At 62.4% G+C, this 24,248-nt stretch carries 23 protein-coding genes; 17 read left to right on the top strand and 6 right to left on the bottom strand.

Annotated features, from left to right (window positions below; genetic code table 11):
• Positions 1-123 precede the first annotated feature (123 nt).
• The 9 genes from J5M56_RS13230 (at position 124) to J5M56_RS13190 (ending at position 9,420) form a co-directional block, all read left to right on the top strand.
• The gene (locus J5M56_RS13230; protein WP_060479256.1) at positions 124-741 is read left to right on the top strand and encodes an NUDIX domain-containing protein; all 618 of its coding nucleotides are present in this window, start codon (positions 124-126) and stop codon (positions 739-741) included.
• Positions 732-1,184: a DUF1249 domain-containing protein gene (locus J5M56_RS13225; RefSeq protein WP_060479255.1), complete on the top strand. Its 453-nt coding sequence runs from the start codon at positions 732-734 to the stop codon at positions 1,182-1,184. Before J5M56_RS13230 ends, J5M56_RS13225 begins: the two co-directional genes overlap by 10 nt.
• Positions 1,185-1,269: 85 nt before the next feature.
• Positions 1,270-2,073 (top strand): 3',5'-cyclic-AMP phosphodiesterase, encoded by an 804-nt coding sequence (cpdA, locus tag J5M56_RS13220; RefSeq protein WP_186476366.1) that lies wholly within the window; start codon positions 1,270-1,272, stop codon positions 2,071-2,073.
• A gap of 145 nt (positions 2,074-2,218) precedes the next feature.
• Positions 2,219-2,827, top strand: coding sequence for a YqiA/YcfP family alpha/beta fold hydrolase (locus J5M56_RS13215; RefSeq protein WP_186476367.1), 609 nt, complete (start codon positions 2,219-2,221; stop codon positions 2,825-2,827).
• A 35-nt stretch (positions 2,828-2,862) separates the two neighbouring features.
• Complete coding sequence (gene parE / locus J5M56_RS13210) at positions 2,863-4,767, top strand: DNA topoisomerase IV subunit B (protein ID WP_060479253.1); 1,905 nt, start codon at positions 2,863-2,865, stop codon at positions 4,765-4,767.
• Positions 4,764-5,750, top strand: coding sequence for an esterase-like activity of phytase family protein (locus J5M56_RS13205; RefSeq protein ID WP_207937104.1), 987 nt, complete (start codon positions 4,764-4,766; stop codon positions 5,748-5,750). The genes parE and J5M56_RS13205 overlap by 4 nt, the downstream gene beginning before the upstream one ends.
• The gene (locus tag J5M56_RS13200; protein ID WP_207937103.1) at positions 5,747-6,265 is read left to right on the top strand and encodes a TIGR02281 family clan AA aspartic protease; all 519 of its coding nucleotides are present in this window, start codon (positions 5,747-5,749) and stop codon (positions 6,263-6,265) included. Before J5M56_RS13205 ends, J5M56_RS13200 begins: the two co-directional genes overlap by 4 nt.
• 10 nt (positions 6,266-6,275) lie before the next feature.
• The gene (gene parC, locus J5M56_RS13195) at positions 6,276-8,534 is read left to right on the top strand and encodes a DNA topoisomerase IV subunit A (protein WP_207937102.1); all 2,259 of its coding nucleotides are present in this window, start codon (positions 6,276-6,278) and stop codon (positions 8,532-8,534) included.
• 175 nt (positions 8,535-8,709) lie between these two features.
• A complete protein-coding gene (locus J5M56_RS13190; protein WP_060479249.1) occupies positions 8,710-9,420 on the top strand; it encodes an ABC-type transport auxiliary lipoprotein family protein in 711 nt (236 codons plus the stop codon).
• 270 nt (positions 9,421-9,690) lie between these two features.
• Here the strand turns inward: J5M56_RS13190 and J5M56_RS13185 are convergent, their stop codons facing one another.
• Positions 9,691-11,148, bottom strand: a complete 1,458-nt coding sequence (locus J5M56_RS13185; protein WP_186476371.1) for a histidine kinase — start codon at positions 11,146-11,148, stop codon at positions 9,691-9,693.
• 134 nt (positions 11,149-11,282) lie between these two features.
• Between J5M56_RS13185 and serB the strand changes: the two genes are divergently transcribed.
• Entirely contained in the window at positions 11,283-12,497 is a 1,215-nt protein-coding gene (serB, locus tag J5M56_RS13180; RefSeq protein WP_207937101.1) for a phosphoserine phosphatase SerB, read from the top strand.
• Between the two features lie 50 nt (positions 12,498-12,547).
• Here serB and asd read toward each other — a convergent pair whose 3' ends face one another.
• From asd to J5M56_RS13165, 3 genes are read right to left on the bottom strand one after another with little or no spacing between them, the layout of a single operon-like run.
• The gene (asd, locus tag J5M56_RS13175) at positions 12,548-13,411 is read right to left on the bottom strand and encodes an archaetidylserine decarboxylase (RefSeq protein WP_207937100.1); all 864 of its coding nucleotides are present in this window, start codon (positions 13,409-13,411) and stop codon (positions 12,548-12,550) included.
• Between the two features lie 14 nt (positions 13,412-13,425).
• Positions 13,426-14,235: a rhodanese-like domain-containing protein gene (locus tag J5M56_RS13170; RefSeq protein WP_186476373.1), complete on the bottom strand. Its 810-nt coding sequence runs from the start codon at positions 14,233-14,235 to the stop codon at positions 13,426-13,428.
• A gap of 44 nt (positions 14,236-14,279) precedes the next feature.
• Positions 14,280-15,815 (bottom strand): HDOD domain-containing protein, encoded by a 1,536-nt coding sequence (locus J5M56_RS13165; protein ID WP_186476374.1) that lies wholly within the window; start codon positions 15,813-15,815, stop codon positions 14,280-14,282.
• A gap of 130 nt (positions 15,816-15,945) precedes the next feature.
• On the opposite strand from J5M56_RS13165, the gene motA reads away from it, so the two are divergent.
• Together motA and motB are read left to right on the top strand one after the other, a co-directional pair.
• A complete protein-coding gene (motA, locus tag J5M56_RS13160; RefSeq protein ID WP_060477964.1) occupies positions 15,946-16,797 on the top strand; it encodes a flagellar motor stator protein MotA in 852 nt (283 codons plus the stop codon).
• Positions 16,798-16,800: 3 nt separating this feature from the next.
• Positions 16,801-17,820, top strand: a complete 1,020-nt coding sequence (gene motB / locus J5M56_RS13155; RefSeq protein ID WP_186476375.1) for a flagellar motor protein MotB — start codon at positions 16,801-16,803, stop codon at positions 17,818-17,820.
• Positions 17,821-17,853: 33 nt separating this feature from the next.
• On the opposite strand, the gene rsgA is transcribed toward motB, so the two are convergent.
• Positions 17,854-18,885 carry a small ribosomal subunit biogenesis GTPase RsgA gene (rsgA, locus tag J5M56_RS13150; protein WP_186476376.1) on the bottom strand — a complete coding sequence of 344 codons (1,032 nt, stop codon included), beginning with the start codon at positions 18,883-18,885 and terminating at the stop codon, positions 17,854-17,856.
• Positions 18,886-19,026: 141 nt separating this feature from the next.
• On the opposite strand from rsgA, the gene orn reads away from it, so the two are divergent.
• Together orn and J5M56_RS13140 are read left to right on the top strand one after the other, a co-directional pair.
• Positions 19,027-19,569 carry an oligoribonuclease gene (gene orn / locus J5M56_RS13145; protein WP_060477961.1) on the top strand — a complete coding sequence of 181 codons (543 nt, stop codon included), beginning with the start codon at positions 19,027-19,029 and terminating at the stop codon, positions 19,567-19,569.
• 91 nt (positions 19,570-19,660) lie between these two features.
• Complete coding sequence (locus J5M56_RS13140; RefSeq protein WP_021783871.1) at positions 19,661-20,272, top strand: trimeric intracellular cation channel family protein; 612 nt, start codon at positions 19,661-19,663, stop codon at positions 20,270-20,272.
• A gap of 91 nt (positions 20,273-20,363) precedes the next feature.
• Here J5M56_RS13140 and queG read toward each other — a convergent pair whose 3' ends face one another.
• Positions 20,364-21,428 (bottom strand): tRNA epoxyqueuosine(34) reductase QueG, encoded by a 1,065-nt coding sequence (queG, locus tag J5M56_RS13135; protein WP_060477960.1) that lies wholly within the window; start codon positions 21,426-21,428, stop codon positions 20,364-20,366.
• Between the two features lie 63 nt (positions 21,429-21,491).
• Between queG and J5M56_RS13130 the strand changes: the two genes are divergently transcribed.
• The 3 genes from J5M56_RS13130 to J5M56_RS13120 all read left to right on the top strand — a co-directional run.
• Positions 21,492-22,352 carry an NAD(P)H-hydrate dehydratase gene (locus J5M56_RS13130; RefSeq protein ID WP_207937099.1) on the top strand — a complete coding sequence of 287 codons (861 nt, stop codon included), beginning with the start codon at positions 21,492-21,494 and terminating at the stop codon, positions 22,350-22,352.
• Positions 22,340-22,813, top strand: a complete 474-nt coding sequence (gene tsaE / locus J5M56_RS13125) for a tRNA (adenosine(37)-N6)-threonylcarbamoyltransferase complex ATPase subunit type 1 TsaE (protein WP_207937098.1) — start codon at positions 22,340-22,342, stop codon at positions 22,811-22,813. Before J5M56_RS13130 ends, tsaE begins: the two co-directional genes overlap by 13 nt.
• Positions 22,814-22,824: 11 nt before the next feature.
• The coding region (locus tag J5M56_RS13120) for an N-acetylmuramoyl-L-alanine amidase (RefSeq protein ID WP_207937097.1) at positions 22,825-24,248 on the top strand (1,424 nt) is incomplete at its 3' end.

Below are 24,248 nucleotides of genomic sequence, written 5' to 3'. Positions count from 1 at the left end.
CTAAGCTAACAGAGTGAAGACGTACTGTCCCGAGTGTGCGAACGGTTGCCGGAAAGGGGTGAAACGCGCAAGCGTGCAGAGTAGGATGGCGCGATGCGGTATTCGAGGTAGATGGGGGTTGCAATGACAGATACGTTGAATTCGGTGCCCAAGGCGGTCGAGATCGTCAACCGGGCAAACTGTTTCAAGGGCTTTTACAAACTCGACAAAGTGCAGCTGCGCCACGAACTGTTCGCTGGCGGCATGGGCCGCGAGATCAGCCGTGAACTGTTCGTGCGCCACGACGCAGTGTGCGTACTGCCCTACGACCCGCTGCGCGACGAGGTGGTGTTGATCGAGCAGTTTCGCGTGGGCGCTCTGGAAAAAATCGATAACCCTTGGCTGATCGAAATGGTCGCCGGGCTGATCGACAAGGACGAGCAACCGGAAGAAGTCGCCCATCGCGAAGCCGAAGAAGAGGCGGGGCTGAGTTTCAGCGCCTTGTGGCCCATGACTCGCTACTTCCCCTCTCCTGGTGGTAGCGATGAGTACGTTCACCTGTTTCTGGGGCGTTGCAGCAGCGAAAGCGCCGGGGGCCTGCATGGGCTCGAAGAAGAGGGCGAGGACATTCGCGTGCGGGTCTGGTCGTTCGAAGATGCGCTACAGGCAGTGCGTGACGGGCGCATCTGCAACGCGGCGACCATCATCGGCCTGCAGTGGCTGGCGCTGAACAAAGATGAAGTTCGAGGTATGTGGAAGTGAACCTTTTGCGTGAGCGTTATCGGGTCGATCTGGCCGGGCTGCAGGCAGCCTGCGAGGCCAACTACGCCCGGCTCATGCGCCTGCTGCCCGATATGCGTACAACGCAGAGTTCCCGGCGCATTGGCATGACCCAGGGTGACCAGATGCTGGGTGTGCTAGTGCTCGATGTGCTGTTGGCTTGCCCATACACCACCACCGTGCGCGTGCGCCAGGAGCACAGCCTGCCATGGCTGCCGGTGCCGCAGCTGGAGGTGCAGGTGTATCACGATGCGCGCATGGCCGAGGTGATCAGCGCCGAGCATACCCGGCGCCTGCGCAGCATTTACCCGTACCCCAACAAGGCCATGCACCAGCCGGACGAAAAGGCGCAGCTCAATCTGTTTCTGGGTGAATGGCTCAGCCACTGCCTGGCCTGCGGCCATGAACTGGCAAGTGTGCGCTGAAATGTGATCCGCTTCGCCAGCGAGTGTTTGCTCGCCGCCAGCGCGGGCTCATAATCGGTGCAGTACCTGTTGGAGGAGACGGCCGTTGCCGCACCCAGACCCCTGCCCAGCACCCGTGCACGTGGTGCAACTGACCGACGCCCATTTGTTCGCCAGCCCGGCGGGCACCATGCTCGGTCTCAATACCCGTGAGAGCCTGCGCCATGTGGTTGCACAGGTCCGCAGGGAACAGCCGTGCGTCGACCTGTTGCTCTGTACGGGCGACCTGTCCCAGGACGGCAGTGTGGCGTCGTATGAAGCCTTTCGCCAATTGACCGGGGAAATCGCCGCGCCTACCCGGTGGCTTGCGGGAAACCACGACGAAGCCAGGCTCATGGCCGAAGTGGCGCCAGAGCTCGTGCAATCGGTCACCGATGTTGGCCGTTGGCGGGTAGTGATGCTGAACTCGGCGGTGCCAGGGGCCACCCACGGTTTGCTTGCCCAGGACCAGCTGTCGATCCTCGATGACGCGCTGGCCACGGCCGGCGAGCGCTATTGCCTGGTGTGCTGCCACCATCAGCCGGTAGATGTGGGTTGCGCCTGGATAGCCCCGATTGGGTTGCGCAATGCCGATCAACTGTTGCAGCGCCTGCGCAGCCACCCACAGGTAAAGGCCTTGCTCTGGGGGCATATCCATCAGCCGTGGGATGAACGGCGTGACGGCTTGCGCTTGCTGGCTACGCCGTCGACCTGCATCCAGTTTGCGGCGGGCAGTGAGGCTTTCAAGGTCAGCGAAGAGCAACCGGGGTATCGCTGGCTGCGCCTGCATGCCGATGGGCGCTTGGAAACCGGCGTGCAACGGGCCACTGACTTTACCGTGCAGCTGGATTTCGACAGCCCAGGCTATTGATACAGTGGGGGCGAGCAATCGCGCCGGCTGCCGGATGAAAGTGTTGCGAAATAGGCCATCCAGCGCCAAAACCCGGCGAACACGCTACACTGCGCGTCCCTGCGCCCGTATCAATGGGCGCGAAGCCGCAGATTTCGGGGGCAGCATGTCGGGTTCCATCCTCTATATCCATGGCTTCAACAGTTCGGCACAGTCCACCAAGGCGCGCCAGCTGGCGGCTGCCATGCAGCAGATGGGCCTGTCGCAGCAGCTGCGCATCCCGGACCTGCACCACCACCCGCGCCAGGCCATGATCCAGCTCGAAGCTGCCATCGCCGAACTCGGGGCGCCCCTGCTGGTAGGCAGTTCGCTCGGCGGCTACTATGCCACGCACCTGGCCGAGCGCCATGGGCTCAAGGCGCTGCTGGTCAATCCGGCGGTCACTCCCCACACCCGGTTTGACGGTTACCTGGGTACCCAGCGCAACCATTACACGGGCCAGGCCTGGGAGCTGACCCTGGACCATGTGCAGGCGTTGGCCGAGCTCGAAGTGCCGGCTCCGACCGAGCCAGGCCGCTATCAGGTGTGGTTGCAGACCGCCGACGAAACCCTGGACTACCGCCATGCCCAGCAGTACTACCGGGCGTGCGCCCTGCGCATTCAGGCGGGTGGCGACCACAGTTACCAAGGCTTCGCTGAGCAGTTGCCAGGGCTGCTGGCTTTCGCTGGCATTGCCCGGCAGCAGTATGCGGCGCTCGATTTTTCTGTATTTTGATCTTTTTGCATTCACCAGACTGACGACGAGAACCCATGGCCAATCCCAGCGCTAGCGCTTATAACGCAGACGCCATCGAAGTCCTCTCCGGCCTCGACCCGGTGCGTAAACGCCCGGGTATGTATACCGATACCAGCCGGCCCAACCACCTGGCCCAGGAAGTCATCGACAACAGTGTCGACGAAGCCCTGGCCGGTCACGCCCGTTCGGTGCAGGTCATCCTGCACGCTGATCATTCCTTGGAGGTCAGCGACGACGGCCGTGGCATGCCGGTGGATATCCACCCTGAGGAGGGGGTGTCGGGGGTCGAACTGATCCTCACCAAGCTGCATGCTGGTGGCAAGTTCTCCAACAAGAACTACCAGTTCTCCGGCGGCCTGCATGGCGTGGGTATTTCGGTGGTCAATGCCCTTTCGACCCAAGTGCGCGTGCGTGTCAAACGCGACGGCAACGAATACCAGATGACCTTTGCCGACGGCTTCAAGGCCAGTGAGCTGGAAGTGGTCGGCACGGTCGGCAAGCGCAACACCGGTACCAGTGTGTATTTCAGCCCCGACCCGAAGTACTTCGATTCCGCGAAGTTCTCCATCAGCCGGCTCAAGCATGTACTCAAGGCCAAGGCCGTACTGTGCCCAGGCCTGCTGGTCAGCTTCGAAGACAAAGCCAGCGGTGAAAAGGTCGAGTGGCATTACGAAGACGGCCTGCGCTCTTACCTGGTCGATTCTGTCAGCGAGTTCCAGCGCCTGCCTGACGAGCCATTCTGCGGCAGCCTGGCAGGTAACAAGGAAGCCGTGGACTGGGCGCTGCTGTGGCTGCCCGAGGGCGGTGACAGCGTTCAGGAAAGCTATGTCAACCTGATTCCCACCGCCCAGGGCGGTACCCACGTCAACGGTCTGCGCCAAGGCTTGCTCGATGCCATGCGCGAATTCTGCGAGTTCCGCAACTTGCTGCCGCGCGGGGTGAAGCTGGCGCCTGAAGACGTCTGGGAGCGCATCACCTTTGTGCTCTCGATGAAGATGCAGGAGCCCCAGTTCTCTGGCCAGACCAAGGAGCGTCTGTCATCCCGCGAGGCTGCGGCGTTCGTCTCCGGTGTGGTCAAGGACGCTTTCAGCCTGTGGCTCAACGCCCACCCTGAGCTTGGCATGCAGCTGGCGGAACTTGCCATCAGCAACGCCGGCCGGCGCTTGAAGGCCAGCAAGAAGGTCGAGCGCAAGCGCATCACCCAAGGCCCCGCGTTGCCTGGCAAGCTGGCCGATTGCGCAGGGCAGGACCCAATGCGTGCCGAGCTGTTCCTGGTGGAGGGTGATTCGGCCGGTGGTTCGGCCAAGCAGGCGCGTGACAAGGAGTTCCAGGCCATCCTGCCGCTGCGCGGCAAGATCCTCAACACCTGGGAGGTGGACGGCGGCGAGGTGCTGGCCAGCCAGGAGGTGCATAACATCGCCGTGGCGATCGGTGTAGACCCTGGGGCGGCCGATCTGTCGCAGCTGCGTTACGGCAAGATCTGCATCCTCGCCGACGCCGACTCCGACGGCTTGCACATCGCCACCTTGCTATGCGCCCTGTTTGTCCAGCACTTCCGCCCGTTGATCGAGGCCGGCCACATCTACGTGGCCATGCCGCCGCTGTACCGCATCGACTTGGGCAAGGAAATCTACTACGCCCTGGATGAAGCCGAGCGTGACGGTATCCTCGACCGCCTGGTGGCCGAGAAGAAGCGCGGCAAACCGCAGGTTACCCGCTTCAAGGGCCTCGGTGAGATGAACCCGCCGCAGCTGCGTGAAACGACCATGGACCCGAACACCCGGCGCCTGGTCCAGCTGACCTTGGACGATGTACAGAGCACCACCGAAATCATGGATATGCTGCTGGCCAAGAAGCGCGCAGGCGACCGCAAGAGCTGGCTGGAAACCAAAGGCAATCTGGCTGAGGTACAGGTTTGATCCGTCTGCTGGTCGCGGCCTGTCTAACGCTGGTGGCCTTGCCGAGCCTGGCTGCCAACTGGCCTGAACTCAAGTTGGCCTCCGAGCACCCTATCGAGGGCATGCGCGGCGGCAACTTGTCTGGCCTGGCTGCATGCCGTGGTGGGCTTTGGGGTGTTTCCGATCGTGATGACGATCGCATCTACCGCTTTGACCAGCAGAACGCCGTCTGGCGCGCCCAGCCGCTGACATTCACGCCACCGCCGGTGCCCGAAAGCGGCCTGCCGTGGGGGTTGAAGTCGCGAAACTGGGCGGCGTCCTACATCCGGGGTGGCGAACTGGATTATGAAGGCATCACCTGTGACCAGGCGGGCAACCTCTATCTGGTCAGCGAAGCCCACGCCGCGGTGCTGCAACTGCCGACCGAGGGTGAGCCGAGCTGGTTGAGGATCGACCCGGCAATGGTGCGCCAGGCCCGTGCCAGTGGCATGCTGCTCAATTTCAATGCGTTGTTCGAGGGTTTGGCCATCAGTCCGGCAGGTGACCGTCTGTGGCTTGCAGCCGAGCGTGAACGCCGGGGGCTGGTGGCCATAGAGCGCCAGCAGTCGGTTTGGACCTGCGGGCGCAGTTGTGTGCTGCTCAGCGAAGCCGGCGTCGAAATGCAGCCAGCGCAGATGCCCAACCCCCGTGCGCTGTCGCGTGACTTTGCCGACCTTGCCTGGTTCGAAGGCAAGCTGTTCACCCTCGAGCGAAACGCCTACCGGGTATGCCGTCGTGATGCCAATGATGGCAAGGTCGAGCGTTGCTGGTCGTTCGCAGCCGAGGCCTTGGTGCCCCAGCGCCTCTATGATCAGCCGTTCGGCCTGGCCGAAGCGTTGGTGATCGATGCCAACGGCGCGTGGATCGGCCTGGACAACAACAACGGTGACCGTGCCGATGGCGAAAACCGGCCGATCGTCTGGCGCTTCCACGCACCACCAGGTGGCTGGAGCGCTACGCCATGAGTCAGCCAGCGGGCAAGCGTGCCGGCAAGATACTGTTGATCCTCGCCTGGGCGGCGGGCCTGTTCCTGGCCACGCGCTTTTTCGGGCAGTGGGAAGACCACCAGCGCAACCCGAACGCGCAGGTGCAATCCGAGCACGGTGACGGTTTCATCGAAATACGCCTGGTTGGCAACGGCCAGGGGCATTTCGTGGCCGATGGTGCGATCAACGGCCAAAGCGTGCATTTCATGCTCGATACCGGCGCCACCGATGTGGCGATTCCAGAGTCATTGGCCCAGGGCCTTGGCCTGCAGCGTGGCAGCTCGGTGGTGCTGAGCACCGCCAACGGCCGTACCGAAGGCTATCGAACGCGCCTGAACAGCCTGCAGTTGGGGGATATCCGGCTGCACGATGTGCGCGCCCTGGTAGTGCCTGGCCTGGACGGGGAGACCGTGCTGCTGGGCATGAGCGCCCTCAAACAACTTGAATTTACCCAGCGCGGCGGCACCATGCTGCTGCGCCAGAACCTGAAATGACGAGGCCCGCATGAGCGACCCATTGGAACTCAGCCTGGATGGCGTCGAACGCCGCTCGCTGGCTGACTACACCGAACAGGCCTACCTCAACTATTCCATGTACGTGATCATGGACCGGGCCTTGCCGCATATCGGCGATGGCCTCAAGCCGGTGCAGCGGCGCATCGTCTACGCCATGAGCGAGTTGGGGCTCGATGCCGACGCCAAGCACAAGAAATCCGCCCGAACCGTTGGCGACGTGCTCGGCAAGTTCCACCCTCACGGCGACTCGGCCTGCTACGAAGCCATGGTGCTGATGGCACAGCCATTCAGTTACCGGTACACCCTGGTCGATGGCCAGGGCAACTGGGGTGCGCCGGATGACCCTAAATCCTTCGCGGCCATGCGCTACACCGAGGCGCGTCTGTCGCGCTATTCGCAAGTGCTGCTCAGTGAAGTGGGGCAGGGTACCGTCGACTGGGCGCCAAACTTCGACGGCACCCTGCAGGAGCCTGCTGTTCTGCCTGCGCGCCTGCCCAACATCCTGCTCAATGGCACCACCGGTATCGCGGTGGGCATGGCCACCGACGTGCCGCCGCACAACTTGCGGGAAGTGGCCAGCGCCTGTGTGCGCCTGCTCGATGAGCCCAAGGCCACCATCGAGCAGCTGTGCGAGCACATCCAAGGCCCTGACTACCCGACCGAGGCTGAAATCGTCACCCCCCGCGCGGAAATCCAGAAGATTTACGAAAGCGGCCGTGGCTCCATTCGCATGCGAGCCGTTTACCGGGTCGAGGACGGTGATATCGTCGTGACGGCGCTGCCGCACCAGGTTTCCGGGGCCAAAGTGCTGGAGCAGATCGCTGCGCAGATGCAGGCCAAGAAGCTGCCGATGGTGGCCGACCTGCGTGACGAGTCGGACCATGAGAACCCCTGCCGTATCGTCATCATTCCGCGCTCCAATCGCGTCGATGCCACCGAATTGATGCAGCACCTGTTCGCCACCACTGACCTGGAAAACAGCTATCGGGTCAACGTCAACATCATAGGCCTCGACGGCCGCCCGCAGCTTAAGAACCTGCGTGCGCTGCTGCTGGAGTGGCTGGAGTTCCGTACCAACACCGTGCGCCGCCGCCTCCAGCACCGCCTGGACAAAGTGCAGAAGCGGCTGCACCTGTTGGAAGGCTTGCTCACTGCGTTCTTGAACCTGGATGAAGTGATCCACATCATCCGTACCGAGGAGCATCCCAAACAGGCTCTGATCGAGCGCTTCCAGCTCACGGAAATCCAGGCCGACTACATACTCGAGACGCGTCTGCGGCAATTGGCGCGCCTGGAAGAGATGAAAATCCGTGGCGAACAGGATGAACTGCTCAAAGAACAGGCCAAGCTGCAAGCCCTGCTGGGCAGCGATGCCAAGCTGCGCAAGCTGGTGCGGAGCGAGCTGATCAAGGACGCCGAGACCTACGGTGATGACCGCCGCTCGCCGATCGTCGAGCGTGCCGAAGCCAAGGCGCTTTCGGAAAACGAACTGATGCCGACTGAGCCTGTGACCGTAGTGCTGTCGGAAAAGGGCTGGGTGCGTTGTGCCAAAGGCCATGATATCGACGCTACCGGGTTGTCCTACAAAGCTGGCGACGGTTTCAAGGCTGCCGCCGCCGGGCGCTCCAATCAGTTCGCGGTGTTGATCGACTCTACGGGGCGTAGTTATTCGCTGCCGGCCCATAGCCTGCCATCGGCACGTGGCCAGGGCGAGCCGCTGACCGGCCGCCTGACGCCACCGCCAGGGGCGACCTTCGAATGTGTGCTGTTGCCGGAGGATGACGCCTTGTACGTGGTGGCGTCCGACGCCGGTTACGGCTTCGTGGTCAAGGGTGAGGACTTGCAGGCCAAGAACAAGGCTGGCAAAGGGCTGCTTAGCCTGCCCAACGGTGCCAAGGTCATGAGCCCGCGCCCGGTGGCCGATCGAGAGCAGGACTGGCTTGCGGCGGTGACCACCGAGGGGCGTCTTCTGGTGTTCAAGGTTTCCGACCTGCCACAACTGGGCAAAGGTAAGGGCAACAAGATCATTGGTGTGCCGGGCGATCGAGTTGCCAGCCGTGAAGAGTTCGTCACCGATCTGGCAGTGATTGCAGAGGGTGCGACCCTTGTATTGCAAGCCGGCAAACGTACGCTTTCGCTCAAGCCGGACGACCTTGAGCACTACAAAGGTGAGCGTGGTCGGCGCGGTAGCAAATTGCCACGTGGCTTCCAGCGGGTCGACAGCCTTCAGGTGGAGATGCCGGGATAGCGCTTGGCAATGTCTGGAACGGCATTTTCAGCGCCGTTGCGGGCAGAAACGCTGGAGTCGAACGGATATTTCGCGGATGATAGTGCCCCTGTGGGGCCGGCGTCGCCGTGTGCCCTGACGAATCTCTATCAGTATCACTGCGGTTTGCCTGGTGGCGACCGCCTGGATGGGTTGAATGAAATTCCTGCGCCTTCCATTTGCGCTGTTGATGACGGGTTTACTGGGGCTGGCCGGGTGCAGCGTGCACCAGCCAGTCGCCCTGTACCAACTCGACAGCGGTGATCCTGGCCAGCCCACGCAAAGTGCGGGCATGGCCGTTGTGCTCGGCCCCGTGTCGGTGGCCGATTACCTTCAGCGCGAAACCTTCTTGCAGCGTCAGGCCGATGGCAGCCTGAGTTCGGCGACCGATGGTCGTTGGGCCGGTAGCCTCTCGTCGGACATCGACCAGTTACTGGTGCGGCAGCTGGCCTGGCGCCTGGACAGCCAACGCGTGGTGCTGGCCCCGGCCAGCAGCGGCTTCAGCCCGGACGTGCAAGTACTGCTGTCGATCACCCGCCTGGATTCGGGCAAAAACCAGCCTGCCGTGCTCGATGCACAATGGCGTCTGCTGGACCGCCGAGGCCGGGTGCGTGACAACCGCATCGTCCACTTGGAGCAGCCCCACGAGGGCAGTGAGTCGTCCCAGGTCCAGGCCCAAGGGCAATTACTGCAAAAGCTTGCCGAGCAGCTCAGCACAGCGGTTAAGCCGCTGGCCAATCAGCCAGCGATTGCTGAAGAAGCGCCCAAGAAGCCCGCCGCGCCGGTACAGGTCAGGAAAGAACCAGAAAAGTCGAAGATCCCTATGGCTTCGCCGATCCGTACGGATATGGAAGTCTATCGGTTCTGACCGAACACCTGCATCAATGCCCGCCATCTAGCGTGGTGCTGTTCATTTGGAATGCCGGGGCCGCTTGCGGCCCTTCGCACCATGCATCCCTCACAGGCCTGCACAAGGCAAGAGACCAGCCCAACCTGAGGGCGCGGCTTTAGCCGCGAACACTGGCACCAACCGGTGCCATCAGGACGTTGCCATGTTCGCGGTTGAATCCGCCTGAGGGGCGCACAAGATGCCAGTCACCCTGTGGGCGAGCTCAACCGCAGTAATGCCGCCGGGCAGTCAGGCCCGGCGCTCGTGCATTCGGGCCAGCTGACGTTCCAGCATCGATGGGTAGGGTTCCATCAGCCGTTCTACGCAGCATGCGCCTTCAGGGCTGGCGATGGGGCGAATGCGGGCGCGCTTGCGAATCAGCTCGTCGTCACTGATCTGGCGCTCCACCAGCAGCAGGTTGCGGCTGTGCTGAGACAGCGCCAGGGCATCCTGAGCCTTTTCGGCCATCAGCAGGTCGACCTGCTCCAGCCCTTGCAAGTCGTCGCCCAGGGCCAGGCCCAGTTGCAGTTGCAAGGTGATGCCGCTGTCAGCCACTTCGATTTGCAGAGCATGGCCCAGCGCGCGCAACAGCTCGCCACAACAGATGGCATTGGTCAGGTAATCCTCGCCGCAGTCGCGGCTGTGGAAAAGCACCAGCGTGCTGCCATCGTTCAATGTGTGGATTTCGCCTTCATACAATGAAGCTGCCTGCTCAAGGCAACCGCGATAGCGTTCCAGCAGCTCGGTCAGGCGGGAGCGCGGCAGCCTGCGCAGTTGCTCCTGCGAGCCCAGTTGCACGGCCAGCACGGCGGTATTCTGTGGCTCATCGGACTCCACTACCGCCGTGTTGGCTGCAGGTTGCTTGTCGTCATCGAGTAGCCCGGCGAATGCCTCGTCGTCGTCCTCATCTGCCTGGACCACAGCCTTGGCGCGTTGCGCGGGTTTCAGCGGGGCGTCTTCATCCAGCTCGAAGGCATCTTCGTCTTCTTCCTCAGGCTCTGGCTCCGGTGGCGGAGGCGGGGCCAGACGGGCATGCAACTGGCGGGCGATGTCGCCAATCTCGTCCTGACGGTCGATGGCCGGCGTGTACGGATGCGGGTCACGCAGCCAGACTCTCAGTTGCAGCAACGGCAGGGTGATGTGCCGGCCTTGGCGCAGGCTCAGGCTCAATGCCAGGGCCAGCAGGATGGCCGCAAGGATACCCATGCTCTGCAGGCTGATCAGCATCGGCTGCTGGAACTGGCTCATATCCAGGCTGATACGCAGCTGCCCGGCGGTCACGTCCTGGAAGGTGATCTTCGTCTGGTAAAGGCCTTCGGCCTCGCCCAGCAAGCTATTACGTGGGCGCTGGCCTGCCTCGGCGAGGATACGGTTGTCCACGCTGTAGATGGCCGCGTGGGCCACCAGCGGGTTCTTCACCAGGTTGCCCAGCAGCACGTTGAGGCTGAGGATGTCGTTGGACACCAACAGTTCGGTCGCCGAAGTGGCCGTCTGGATGGTCAGGCTCTGGCCCAGGGCGTCCGCCTGTTCGTGCATGGCCTGCTTGAACTGCAGGCCCATCACGCAGGCATAGATCACCAGTGCCAGTGCCACCAGGAATATGTTCGTGGTGGCGATGCGCAGTGCCAGAGGCACGCGACGTTGGCGCAGGGCTCGGAAGATCATGATGAAGAAATTGTCGGTTTTGACTGGCGTGGGCCGGTTCACAGAGCTCGGCTCTTAATGGCATGAAAGTGTCGGCAGTATAGCGAGCAGTGTTTTGTCGGCAAAGTAGAGTTGGCGCCCGATGGTCATGGAAAATCGGTAGAATGCGCATTTTTCATCGAAGTCGGAGCCAGGTTGTGCGCGAAATCGTTCTGATCAACATCACCGGTGAGGACCGTCCGGGTCTTACCGCCGCCCTTACCGGCGTCCTTCTCCAGGGCGGTGTGGACATCCTCGACATCGGCCTGGCGGTCATGCATGGCACCCTGTCCTTCGGCATTCTGGTCGATATTCCGGACAACGAAGTGGCCACGGCGCTGCTGCAAAGCGTGCAGTCCAAGGCCCACGAGCTGAACCTTCAGGCACGCTATACGCCGATTTCCGAGGCCGACTATCAGCACTGGGCCGATGCACAGGGTGAAGCGCGACATATCGTGACTCTGCTCAGCCGCAAGATCACCCCCGAGCAGCTGAACCGCGTCAGTGCCGTCATCAGTCAGTACGGCCTGACCATCGAGCGCATCGAGCGCCTGTCGGCACGGGTGGCTTTGGATGCACCGAGCGAAAAGGGCAAAGCGGCCGTTGAAATTTCCGTACGTGGCGTCCCGAGCGATGCTCAAGCACTGCGCAGCGACTTTTTCACCCTGGCCCAGACGCTGCAGGTCGACATCGCGTTCCAGCAAGACGACCTGTTCCGTCGCAACCGTCGCCTGGCTGTGTTCGATATGGACTCCACGCTGATCGAGGCTGAAGTCATCGACGAGCTGGCCAAGGCGGCTGGTGTAGGCGAGCAGGTTGCGGCGATCACCGAGCGCGCGATGCGCGGCGAGCTGGATTTTCGCGCCAGCTTCAAGGAGCGCATGGCGCTGCTCAAGGGCCTGGATGTGGGTGTGCTGGACCAGATCGGCGCTTCGCTGCGCCTGACCGAAGGTGCCGAAAACCTGTTCGCCGAGCTCAAGCGCCTGGGCTATAAAACGGCGATTCTCTCTGGTGGCTTCTCGTACTTCGCCAAGCAGGTGCAGGCGCGCCTGGGCATCGATTACGTCTTCGCCAACGAGCTGGAAGTAGTCGACGGCAAGGTCACTGGGGTTGCGGTGGAGCCGATAGTCGATGCCCAGCGCAAGGCTGAGCTGTTGCAGCAACTGGCCAACGAAGAAGGCCTGCAACTTGAACAGACCATCGCCGTGGGCGATGGCGCCAACGACCTGCCAATGCTGGCATTGGCCGGGCTTGGCGTTGCCTTCCGCGCCAAACCGCTTGTGCGCCAGTCGGCCAAGCAAGCGATCTCCACCTTGGGGCTCGATGGCGTGCTTTACTTGCTGGGCCTGCGCGACCGCGACGCCCGCGGCTGATACACGCCAAAACAAAAGGCCCTGCATTTGCAGGGCCTTTTTCTTTCAGGTCAGGCTTGGGCGGGCGTTGCCAGCAGCTCACCCATGCGTACTGCCGATGCCGCACCTAGTGTCTGTGCCCATTCCACCTGCTCTGGCCCGAATAGCACGATCGCGGTCGAGCCCAGCTTGAAGCGACCCAATTCGGCGCCCTTCTCCAGGTGAATAGGCGCACGGGCGCCTTCATCGTAGCGCAAGGTCTTCAGTTCACGCTTGGGTGGCGTGACCAGCCCGGCCCAAACGGTTTCGATCGAAGCCACGATCATGGCGCCGACCAGCACAACAGCCATCGGCCCGCGCTCGGTGTCGAACAGGCACACCACGCGCTCGTTGCGGGCGAACAGTTCAGGCACGTTTTCGGCCGTGGTCTGGTTGACCGAGAACAGCCGGCCTGGCACATACACCATCTCGCGCAGGGTGCCGGCCAGTGGCATGTGCACGCGGTGATAATCCTTGGGCGACAGGTAGATGGTCGCAAACTGGCCGCCCATGAATGGCGCGGCCAGGGCTGGGTCGCCGCCCAACAGTTCCAGGGCACTGTAGCTGTGGCCCTTGGCCTGGAAGATACGGCCGTGCTCGATCGGGCCTAACTGGCTCACGGCGCCGTCGGCTGGGCACAGAACTGCGCCCGGCGTTTCATCCAGCGGGCGAGCGCCTGGCTTCAGGGCGCGGGTAAAGAAGGCATTGAAGTGCTCGTAGGCGGTCAGGTCTTCGACCAGCGCTTCGCTCATGTTCACTTGGTAACGCTTGGCGAACCAGGCGGTGAAGGCGTTTTTGAACCAGCGCACGCGGCACTCGGCGATGCAGCCAGCCAGGCGCGACAGCAGATGGTGCGGTAACAGGTACTGGCTGAGAATGAACAGGCGGGATTTCATTACGTTGAATGTCCTTAAACTTCGACAGGCGTGTCCGGGTGGTTGCCCCATTCGCTCCACGAGCCGGCATAAGCCTTGATGCGTGGATAACCGAGGGCCTTGGCCACCAGGTAAGTGAAACCGGAGCGGCGGTGGGTCTGGCAGTGGGTGATCACTTCCTTGTCAGGGGTGATGCCCAGTTGCTCGAGCACTTGAGCGATATCTTTGCGAATGCGCAGGTGATCGTTGAGGTCCATGCCGGCAGTCCACTCGAAATTGATGGCGCCGGGAATATGCCCAGCCTTGGCGGCCAGGACTTTTTCGCCGCAGAATTCCTGCGGGCCACGGGCATCCCAGATAACCAGGTCATCAGCGCCCAGGCGGCTTTGCAGGTACTCGCGGGTGGCAGTAGGTTCGGCGTGCAATTGCAGGTGTACGGGCGTACTGGCGGGAGCTGGCAGGTCAGTGGACAGCTTGTCTGCTGGCCACGCCTGGATGCCGCCATTGAGGTAGTGGTAGCGATGATGGCCGATCACATCTAGCAGCCAGATGAAGCGGCCGGCCCAGCCACCGCCCTCGTCGTCGTACACCACGTAAACTGCGTCATCGCGGTGGCCCAGCTCGCTGAACAGCCTTTCCAGGTCGGCCAGCGTCGGCAGCAGGCCGGGGGCCGGGGGCTGGCCGAGTTGGGTGCGCTTGCCTTCGACGAAACGGGCGCCGGGGATGTGGCCGCTGACATAGCGGTTGGCACTGCTCAGGTCGACCAGGATCAACTGCGGTGAGTCCAGGCGCGGTAGCAGGTCAGCGGCCTCGATCACCAAAGGCAAGCCGGAAAAGTCAGTCATCCACGTTCTCCAGTGTGGAAAGAGCAGCGATTGTAGCGCAAGGCTCAGGCTCCGCGGTTGCCGAAGACTGCCAGCGCACGCTCGATACATTGCGAAGTCTTACCGAAGGCTTGCGTGCTGACATCGGCCAGCGGCTTGCCGCCTTGGTCGGCAACGACCAGCATCAAGACCTGGTCACCCACCGCAAGGGAACGCAGCAGCATGTGCTCGCTGGGGAACAGCGCCCGCAACGGCGCTGGCAGTAATGCCGAAAATTGGCCGTGGTTGGCGGGTGTCAGGCGCAGCTGGCCGGCCTTGGCCATGAGCTTGTGCAGCAGCTTGTGCTGCGCGAGCGGCAAGCTGATGGCCCCGGCCTCTTTAGGCAGGCCGGCAGTCTGTTGCACGCGCAGGGTTTCGCGGGCACCGTCCAGCGATAGCAGCATGACCCGCTGCATGCCGCAGGCGAGCATGGCTTCGCGCGCGTGGGTGGCCAGGTGAACGGCATTGGTGAATGGGCTTGGTTGTGCCAACAGTTGCTGGCACAGCTTGCGCCAACGGCCAAGGTCCTCGCTGGACGGGGGCGGTGGCGTCAGCATGTCTGGGTGCGGGCGGCGCTGGTCCCATGGCCAGATCAAGGCTTCTGCAGGGTGGAACACTGCGTGACTGGCGTGACGCCGGGCGCTGGCGGCAGCTTGTTGGTGCACTTGCTGTTGCACATCTTCCAGCGATGTTTGCAAGTAAAGCGCAGTCAGCAGTTGCCAGCGCAACAAATGAGGGTTGTCCCAGCCAACCTGGGCTGCCAGCGCCAGGTTGTTGGCCAGCAGCACGGTGTTGGCCGGTTCGTTGAACCAGCGGCGCAAGCCAGCGGCTTCATCCAGGCGGTGCTGCTGGGTGAGCAGGTCTTGCTCGCGGGCAATATTCAGCACCAGGGCCAACTGGTCGCGCTCTTCGAGCAGCAGGCGATAACCCTGGGTGACCCACTTCGGCAGGCGCCAGTGCTCAGCCACGGCCTGGCACAGGGCGAAGATGCGTACACCGAACAGTTCCTGTTCCACCTCGGCGGCCGCCTCGCCTTTGTGGATGACCCGCAGTTCCCAGGCATCGAGCAGCTTGGGGTAGGCCAAGGCTAGAGGCCACAGCGGTGCCAGGAACAGCAGGCTGCCCCAGTGGATTTCCTGCCACAGGCGCGCCAGGCGGCTGGCGAACAGGCCGCTGGCCTGTTGAGCTGCGTGTTGGCTGATCAGCAGGAACTGGCGCAGCACCGGGGGTATGTCGTGCTCCGGCAAGGCCGGCAGACGCATCAGTAGCTCCTTGCTGCGTACCAGGCCCAGGCGGTTGAGGGCAATTTCCAGGCTTTCAGCAGGTTCGGCCTGGCTGGCGTTGCCGGGGTGGTTGGCCTCGCGCATCACCGACAGCACCAGCGCCGGGCTGTCCTGCATCAGTTCGGCGATGTCGCGCAACGAGCGACGGCTGTCATTGATGGCGCTCATGACTCGGTCGTAGCTGGGCTTGGGCACCGGTACACGCACGCCGTCGAGCAGCTTGATCCAGGCTTCTACCGTACGCGGATTCTGAGAGGGCACCTTGGATTCCATTGGCATTTTGACATCAGTCCGAACTGGCTTTTCGCTTTGAGTGGCTATAGTCTGGCGCAGTTCTGCCGATAAGTAGAAGAAGAGTTTTAAAGCTCCCGCCCCTCACCCTGACCACGACAGCAAGTGCTTTGAACCTATGGCTAAAATTATCGGCATCATCGTCGTATTCGCGAGCGTGCTCGGCGGATATGTGCTTTCCCATGGCAAGATCGCGGCACTGATCCAGCCGTTCGAAGTGCTGATCATCGGCGGTGCGGCCTTCGGCGCCTTCATGCAGGCCAACCCCGGTTACATGACCATGCATGTAATCAAGAAGTCGATGAAGATGTTCGGCTCGCGCTTCTCCCATGCTTTCTATCTGGAAGTACTGGGCCTGGTCTACGAAATCCTCAACAAGAGCCGCCGCGAAGGCATGATGGCGATCGAGAGTGATATCGAAGACGCCGCAGCCAGCCCGATTTTCGCCAAGTACCCAGCAGTGCTGGGTGACGAGCGCATGACCGCGTTCATCTGTGACTACCTGCGCATCATGTCCACCGGCAACATGGCGCCCCACGAACTCGAGGGGCTGTTCGACATGGAACTGCTGAGCATGAAGGAAGAGCTCGAGCACCCTTCACATGCGGTCACAGGGGTCGCCGACGGCATGCCTGGTTTCGGTATCGTTGCAGCCGTATTGGGTATCGTGGTGACCATGGCTTCGCTTGGCGATGGCGACCAGAAGGCGATCGGCATGCACGTCGGTGCGGCACTGGTCGGTACCTTCTTCGGTATTCTGGCTGCCTATGGCTTCTTCGGCCCGCTGGCCAAGTGCCTGGAGCACGATGCCAAGGAAGAGCTCAACCTCTACGAGTCGATCAAGGCCTCGCTGGTGGCTTCTGCCTCCGGCATGCCGCCTTCGCTGGCCGTGGAGTTCGGGCGCAAGGTGCTCTACCCCAAGCACCGCCCGACTTTTGCCGAGCTGGAACAAGCGGTTCGTGGTCGCTGAGTCATGGAGAACAATCAGCCGATAATCATCAAGCGCGTCAAGCGCTTCGGTGGCGGGCACCATGGTGGGGCCTGGAAGATCGCCTTTGCCGACTTCGCCACGGCGATGATGGCGTTCTTCCTGGTGTTGTGGCTGCTGTCCACGGCTACACCTGAACAGAAGATTGCCATCGCCGGTTACTTCAAAGACCCGATCGGCTTCTCCGATAGTGGCACGCCTTATGTGATCGACCTGGGCGGTTCGCCGCAACTGGCGCCGGAAAAGACCATCAACCCGGAAGTGAAATCCGAGCCTACGCCTGATACCAGTATTCAGCTGGACAAGGATCAGGTCGAAACCATGGCCGAGCAGGTCGAGCGCGAGCGTCTGGAGTTGCTGTTGCAGGAGCTGCAGAACAAGGTCGAGGAAAACCCTCAACTGCAGAAGTTCAAGGATCAGATCCTGTTCGAAATCACTCAGGACGGCCTGCGTATCCAGATCATGGATGCCGAGAACCGGCCGATGTTCGACATCGGCAGCGCGCGCCTGCAGCCGTACTTCGAGGACATCCTGCTGGCCATGGCCGATACCATCAAAGCGGTGCCGAACAAGATCAGCATCAGTGGCCACACCGATGCCAAGCCGTATTCGGGCACTGGCGATTTCGGTAACTGGGAGCTGTCGGCCAACCGCGCGAACGCAGCGCGGCGAGCGCTGGTTGCAGGGGGCTATCCGGATGGCCAGGTGGCGCGAGTGGTGGGCTATGCCTCGTCGTCGTTGTTCGACCGCAAGAACCCGTTCAACCCGGTCAACCGTCGCATCGACATCATCGTGCTGACCAAAAAAGCCCAGCGCAACATCGAAGGCGAGCAGGGTACACCTGAAGCTTCCAGCCAACCGGCTTCGCCAGCCCCAGTTGACGCACCGTCAGCCCCAGCCGGGGCGCAGGAAGCCCCGGCCCCGATGCAGCCGCGTGAACTCAGGCAAAAGCTGAACATCTTCGAAGATGGCACTTTGAAGATGGATGAGCAGAAGGATCAGTAGCGAGCGTTGGGGCTGCTTGGCAGCCCCTTCGGATCAGTAGCTGTCTTCGGGCAGGCTAGCGATGATCGAGCGGTAGCTGTTCATTCGCTGCGGCTTGATGCGGCCGTCTTCAAGGGCCTTTAGCAGTGCGCAGCCCGGCTCGCGATCATGCTTGCAATCGCGGAAGCGGCAAGTTCCGAACAGGTCGCGAAACTCGATGAACCCCTCTTCGACATCGTCGCGGCTGACGTGGCCAAGGCCGAATTCGCGAATGCCCGGCGAGTCGATCAGGTCGCCCCCGTTGGGGAAGTGATAAAGACGCGCGGTGGTCGTGGTGTGTTGACCTTGGCCGGACCATTCGGACAGGTCGCCCACCCGGGTGCCAGCGTCAGGCAGCAGGCTGTTGACCAATGACGACTTGCCCACGCCCGACTGGCCGACGAACACGCTGATGTGCCCGTCCAGCATCTGCTGCAGGCGCTGCATGCCGTCGCCCTGATGGGCGGAAACCTCCAGCAGCGGGTAGCCCAGGTCGCGATAGACCTCGAGTAACGCGTGCAGGCCGGGGCCATTGTCGGCGTCGATCAGGTCGGCCTTGTTCAGCAGTAGCAGCGGGCGGATGCCGGCATGCTCAGCGGCCACCAGATAGCGGTCGATCAGGTTCGGATGTGGCTCCGGCGCCGGGGCGAAGACGATGACGATCAGGTCGACGTTGGCTGCGACCGGCTTGAGCTGGCCGTGGTTGTTCGGCCGGCACAGCTCAGTGCTGCGTGGCATCTGCGCGACGATCACGCCGATGCCTTGGTTGCCAGCGCGCCAGACGACCCGGTCGCCGGTGACCAGTGCTGGCAAGTTGGCCCGCAGGTGGCAGCGGAATACCTGGCCGGCGACCTCGCCATCCTGGGCCTCGACCTCCACCTGCACACCGAAGTGCGCGATTACCAGGCCCAGCTGTTCCGGCCCCAGATCGCCACCCTCCAGCTCCTGCAGCACGTGCTGTTCGCGTTTGGCGGCGCGAGCTGCGCGTTCGTTCTGGATTTTTTCGATACGCCAGTTCTGGCGCCGATTGAGCTGGCGTTTGGCCATGGACCTTCCAAGGAGGGGCAAATTGAAAACGGCAGGCAGTTTAGCACGCCAGGCCGATGACCATTCTGGTTACCTTTGCGCCAGGCATGCGCAGGTCGACCTCGCTAGGCTACTATGACGGGCTATACGAGGAGCCTTTTCATGCATAACCCACAGAACCTGATCTGGATCGATCTGGAAATGACCGGTCTGGACCCGGACCACGACGTCATCATCGAGATGGCCACCATCGTCACCGACAGTGAGCTGAACACGTTGGCCGAAGGGCCGGTGATAGCCATCCACCACAGTGACGAAGTGCTGGCGCGCATGGACGAGTGGAATACCCGCACCCATGGTGCCTCGGGCCTCACCCAGCGCGTGCGCGAAAGCAAGGTCAGCATGGCAGAAGCCCAAGCACAGACCATCGCGTTCCTCGAACAATGGGTGCCCAAAGGCAAGTCGCCAATCTGTGGCAACAGCATCTGCCAGGATCGCCGCTTCCTTTACCGCCATATGCGCGAACTGGAAAACTACTTCCACTACCGCAACCTCGATGTCTCCACGCTCAAGGAGCTTGCTGCGCGCTGGGCGCCGGAGGTTCGTGACAGCTTCAAGAAGGGCGGCACTCACCTGGCCCTGGATGATATCCGCGAGTCCATCGCTGAGCTGCGCCACTACCGCGAGCATTTCATCAAGGTGTGAACCCAAAGGGCGCGGATAATGTGCCTGCGCCCTCTTTTGGTGCCCGAAGCAACTGGTTAGACTGCGCGCCTTTCTCGCACGGACCCGCACCATGTTGCTGATGCTCTACCTGATAGCCATTACCGCCGAAGCGATGACCGGTGCGCTGTCTGCCGGCCGGCGCGGCATGGACTGGTTTGGCGTGGTGCTGATCGCCTGCGTGACCGCCCTGGGGGGTGGCTCGGTGCGCGATGTGCTGCTTGGGCACTACCCTCTGACCTGGGTAAAACATCCTGAGTACTTGGTGCTGACCAGCCTGGCAGCGCTCTTGACGATTTTCATCGCGCCTATGATGCGCCGCTTGCGCTCGCTATTTTTGGTACTCGATGCGTTGGGCCTGGTGGCGTTCACGCTTATCGGCTGCATGACTGCGCTGGAAATGGGGCAGGGCATGTTGGTGGCATCGATCAGTGGCGTGATCACTGGTGTATTCGGCGGGATTCTGCGGGATATCTTCTGCAACGACATCCCACTGGTGTTCCGTCGCGAACTCTATGCCAGCGTATCGTTCGCTGCGGCGTGGTTCTACCTAGGCTGCGTTTACTTCAAAGTGCCGGCGGAGCAGGCGATGCTGCTGACTTTGTTCGGTGGCTTTCTGGTGCGCTTGCTGGCCATTCGCTTCCATTGGGAAATGCCCAAGTTTCACTATAACGATCAGCAATAGCTTGTGGTGGGTGCTGGCGATCACTGGCAACGCCTAAACCCTCAATCGCGATGGCCTACCGCCAAAGGTTGGCACCCCACTATGGGTTTGGCTATCTGAGGCCATGCCGGGCCAATGCCCACTCGACATGCTCGCGCACCAGCTCCGACTCATCTTCGCGCCTGGCCTTCAACGCCTCGATCACCGGGATGGTCGAGGGCGCATTGCCCAGCCCCACCGCCAGGTTGCGCAAGAAGCGCTCATACCCCGCCCGGCGTAGTGGCCCGCCTTCGGTCTTGCGCAAGAACGTGCGTTCGTCCCACAGAAACATTTCAGCCAGCTCGGCGTTTTCCAGCCCATGGCGCGGTTGGAAATCCTGTTCCTTGCTGTAGTTGGCGAAGCGGTTCCACGGGCAGACGACCTGGCAGTCGTCGCAGCCGAATACGCGGTTGCCCATCATGGCGCGCAATTCGACCGGGATTGGCCCACGTAGCTCGATGGTCAGATAGGAAATGCAGCGCCGTGCATCCAACACATAGGGCCCCACGAACGCCTTGGTTGGGCAGATGTCCAGGCAGGCCTGGCAGCGCCCGCAGTGTTCGCTGGTGTGCGCTTGATCCACCGGCAACGGCAGGTCGACGAACAGCTCGGCCAGAAAGAAGTAGCTGCCGGCCTTGCGATTGAGCAGCAGGGTATTCTTGCCTATCCAACCTAGCCCCGCCTGTTCGGCCAAGGCTTTTTCCAGCACCGGGGCGCTGTCGACGAAGGCGCGGTAGCCGAATGGGCCGATGGCCTCCTGAATGCGATCGGCCAGAAACTGCACGCGCTTGCGAACCAGTTTGTGATAATCACGGCCCAGTGCATAACGCGATATATAGGCCTTTTCAGGCTGGGCCAGGCGCTGGGCCATTTGCGTGTCGCCGGGAAGGTAATCCATCCGCAGCGAAACCACGCGTACGGTGCCGGGAATCAGTTGGTCGGGGTGGGCGCGCTTGCTGCCATGGGCGCCCAGGTACTCCATCTCGCCCTGATAGCCGGCGTCGAGCCAGCGTTGCAGATGCTGTTCGTGCTCCCCAAGGTCGACGCCGGCAATGCCTACGTGGGCAAAGCCGAGTTCTTGGCCCCAGATCTTGATGGATTGGGCCAGTTGGGCAAGGTCAGGTGTCAAGGCGGACATGGTGGGCAGGCAATACAGGCTCAGGTGCGTATAATTCTGCCAGACATTGGAGCCTTTGACCCTATGGCGCAGACCAAACACCCAAGCAATGCCCCTGAACTGCTGAGCAGCCTGACGGTCGCACACCTGCCGGCACGTGATTCCCAAGCCCACAAGGGTGACTTTGGCCATGTGCTGGTTGTGGGTGGAGACCTTGGCACTGCTGGCGCCGTTTTGCTCAGCGCCGAGGCTGCGCTGCGCTGCGGCGCGGGGCTTGTCAGTTTAGCGACTCGCCCGGAGCATGTGGTTGCGAGCTTGGCGCGCCTGCCGGAAAGCATGTGCCTGGGAGTCGAATCGGCCAACCAGTTGGTCGGGGTACTAGAGCGTGCGACGGTACTGGTGGTGGGCCCGGGGCTTGGGCAAGCGGCCTGGGGGCGCAGCTTGCTGTCGGCGGTGGCCAGGGCCGAGCGGCCGCAGGTTTGGGACGCCGATGCTCTGAACCTGCTGGCCAGCACCCCCTTGGCGCTGCCCAGTGGTAGCATCCTCACCCCGCACCCCGGCGAGGCGGCGCGATTGCTGGGCATTTCCACCGAGGCGGTGCAAGCCGACCGTCCCGGCGCGGCACGCAAATTGGCCCGCCGCTATGCCAGTATCTGCGTGCTCAAGGGCGCCGGTACCCTGGTGGCTGACCCCGCCGGCCGGTTGCTGGTGTGTGAGCGGGGCCATCCGGCGATGGCCGGTGCCGGCTTGGGCGATGTGCTGACCGGCGTGCTGGCAGCTTTGCTGGCCCAGGGGTTGGACGCCTGGAGCGCTGCAGGCCTTGGCGTATGGCTGCATGCATGCGCCGGCGAGCGATTGGGCGTCAAAGGCAGAGGCCTGGCAGCCAGCGATCTGGCGCCGGTCATTCGAGAGTTGTTGGAGGAGCATTCTGCGTGTCTGGCTTAACCCTGTTTCTGGCCGATGAAGCGGCCACGGTCGATTTCGGCGCAAAGCTTGCCGAAGTGACCGGCGGTCGTGGCGTGATTTTTCTGGAAGGTGACCTGGGTGCTGGCAAGACCACGCTTTCCCGTGGCTTGATTCGCGGTCTGGGCCATACTGGTGCAGTGAAAAGTCCTACGTTCACAGTGGTGGAACCCTACGAAATCGGTGAAGTTCGCGCCTACCATTTCGACCTGTATCGCCTTGTCGATCCGGAAGAGCTGGAGTTCATGGGGATTCGCGATTATTTCGAAGGCGACCCACTGTGCCTGTTCGAGTGGCCACAAAAGGGTGCGGGCGTTTTGCCAAAGCCTGACCTGACCATTACCATAAGCCCCCAAGCGGGCGGCCGCTCGCTTGTCCTTTGGCCGCAGGGGGCTCGCGGCGAGGCCTGGTGCACTGCACTGGCCGAACACTATAAACAGTAAGTGGGGTAGGTATGCGCATACGCGCACTGGTCGCTGTGGTTGGATTGCTGCTGGCAGCGGTGACCGTTGACGCTCTGGCCGTCACACAAGTCAAGAGCGTGCGCCTGTGGCGCGCGCCGGACAACACGCGGCTGGTCTTCGATCTTTCTGGCCCCGTGCAGCATAGTGTCTTCACCCTCAGCGCGCCCGATCGCCTGGTGATCGACATCAATGGCGCGACCTTGGGCGCACCGTTGAAGGTATCGACAGCCAACACGCCAATCAGCAGTGTGCGTTCCGCCCAGCGCACGCCAACCGATCTGCGCGTGGTGGTCGACTTGAAAAAGTCGGTCACGCCCAAGAGCTTCACACTGGCGCCCAATGCCCAGTATGGCAACCGCCTGGTAGTCGACCTGTACGATCAGGAAGCCGACGCCATCGCGGCTACTGCACCGACGCCACCGCCTACTCCAACGCCAACCCCGGCGACCACGCCAGCCGTTCCGGTGAGCCCGGCCCAACCGGCGATCAAGCTGCCACCGGTGCCCAGTGGCAAGCGCGACATCGTCGTCGCCATCGACGCCGGCCATGGCGGTGAAGACCCAGGCGCCTCCGGTTCGCGCGGCCAGCACGAGAAAGACATCGTGCTGCAGATCGCCAAGGAGTTGCAGCGCCAGATCAACACCGAAAAGGGCTACCGTGCCGAGTTGACACGTACCGGTGACTACTTCATCCCGTTGCGCAAGCGCACCGAGATAGCCCGCAAGAAGGGCGCCGACCTGTTCATTTCCATCCACGCCGACGCCGCGCCATCGCGTGCCGCATTCGGCGCTTCAGTGTTCGCTCTGTCCGATCGGGGTGCCACGTCCGAGACGGCGCGCTGGCTGGCCGACACTGAAAACCGCTCTGACTTGATCGGCGGCGCCGGCAACGTCAGCCTCGATGACAAGGACCGCATGCTCGCAGGCGTGCTGCTCGACCTGTCGATGACTGCCACGCTCAGCTCAAGCCTGAACGTGGGGCAGAAGGTGCTCGGCAACATGGGCCGGGTGACATCGCTGCACAAGCAGCGGGTGGAGCAGGCGGGCTTCATGGTGTTGAAATCGCCCGACATTCCATCGATTCTGGTGGAAACCGGGTTCATTTCGAACAACAGCGAAGCGGCCAAACTGGCCACCGCCAGCCATCAACAAGCCCTGGCCCGCTCGATCCATACGGGTGTACGCCAGTACTTCCAGCAGAACCCGCCGCCGGGTACCTACGTGGCGTGGCTGCGAGACAGTGGCAAGATCGCCCAAGGGCCGCGTGAGCATACCGTGCGTCCGGGCGAAACCCTGGCGATGCTCGCTGTGCGCTATCAAGTCAGCGTGACCAGCCTGCGCAGCACCAACAACCTCAAGAGCGATGAGCTCAAGGTTGGCCAGCAACTCGACATTCCTGCTACCACGCTGGCCGC

This window comes from Pseudomonas sp. 51_B, from assembly GCF_017491595.1.
Lineage (GTDB): Bacteria > Pseudomonadota > Gammaproteobacteria > Pseudomonadales > Pseudomonadaceae > Aquipseudomonas > Aquipseudomonas promysalinigenes.
The sequence above is the reverse complement of the archived record's forward strand: the minus strand, read 5'-3'. Positions and strand labels throughout refer to the sequence as shown.

Excerpts from the sequence above, each read along its gene's own strand:
- queG (WP_060477960.1), bottom strand. The coding sequence starts at position 21,428 with ATGTCCGCCTTGACACCTGACCTTGCCCAACTGGCCCAATCCATCAAG.
- J5M56_RS13140 (WP_021783871.1), top strand. The coding sequence starts at position 19,661 with ATGTTGCTGATGCTCTACCTGATAGCCATTACCGCCGAAGCGATGACC.
- J5M56_RS13165 (WP_186476374.1), bottom strand. The coding sequence starts at position 15,815 with ATGCCAATGGAATCCAAGGTGCCCTCTCAGAATCCGCGTACGGTAGAA.
- rsgA (WP_186476376.1), bottom strand. The coding sequence starts at position 18,885 with ATGGCCAAACGCCAGCTCAATCGGCGCCAGAACTGGCGTATCGAAAAA.
- orn (WP_060477961.1), top strand. The coding sequence starts at position 19,027 with ATGCATAACCCACAGAACCTGATCTGGATCGATCTGGAAATGACCGGT.
- J5M56_RS13190 (WP_060479249.1), top strand. The coding sequence starts at position 8,710 with ATGAAATTCCTGCGCCTTCCATTTGCGCTGTTGATGACGGGTTTACTG.
- J5M56_RS13170 (WP_186476373.1), bottom strand. The coding sequence starts at position 14,235 with ATGACTGACTTTTCCGGCTTGCCTTTGGTGATCGAGGCCGCTGACCTG.
- J5M56_RS13230 (WP_060479256.1), top strand. The coding sequence starts at position 124 with ATGACAGATACGTTGAATTCGGTGCCCAAGGCGGTCGAGATCGTCAAC.
- motA (WP_060477964.1), top strand. The coding sequence starts at position 15,946 with ATGGCTAAAATTATCGGCATCATCGTCGTATTCGCGAGCGTGCTCGGC.
- J5M56_RS13200 (WP_207937103.1), top strand. The coding sequence starts at position 5,747 with ATGAGTCAGCCAGCGGGCAAGCGTGCCGGCAAGATACTGTTGATCCTC.
- J5M56_RS13130 (WP_207937099.1), top strand. The coding sequence starts at position 21,492 with ATGGCGCAGACCAAACACCCAAGCAATGCCCCTGAACTGCTGAGCAGC.
- J5M56_RS13215 (WP_186476367.1), top strand. The coding sequence starts at position 2,219 with ATGTCGGGTTCCATCCTCTATATCCATGGCTTCAACAGTTCGGCACAG.
- parC (WP_207937102.1), top strand. The coding sequence starts at position 6,276 with ATGAGCGACCCATTGGAACTCAGCCTGGATGGCGTCGAACGCCGCTCG.
- parE (WP_060479253.1), top strand. The coding sequence starts at position 2,863 with ATGGCCAATCCCAGCGCTAGCGCTTATAACGCAGACGCCATCGAAGTC.
- asd (WP_207937100.1), bottom strand. The coding sequence starts at position 13,411 with ATGAAATCCCGCCTGTTCATTCTCAGCCAGTACCTGTTACCGCACCAT.
- motB (WP_186476375.1), top strand. The coding sequence starts at position 16,801 with ATGGAGAACAATCAGCCGATAATCATCAAGCGCGTCAAGCGCTTCGGT.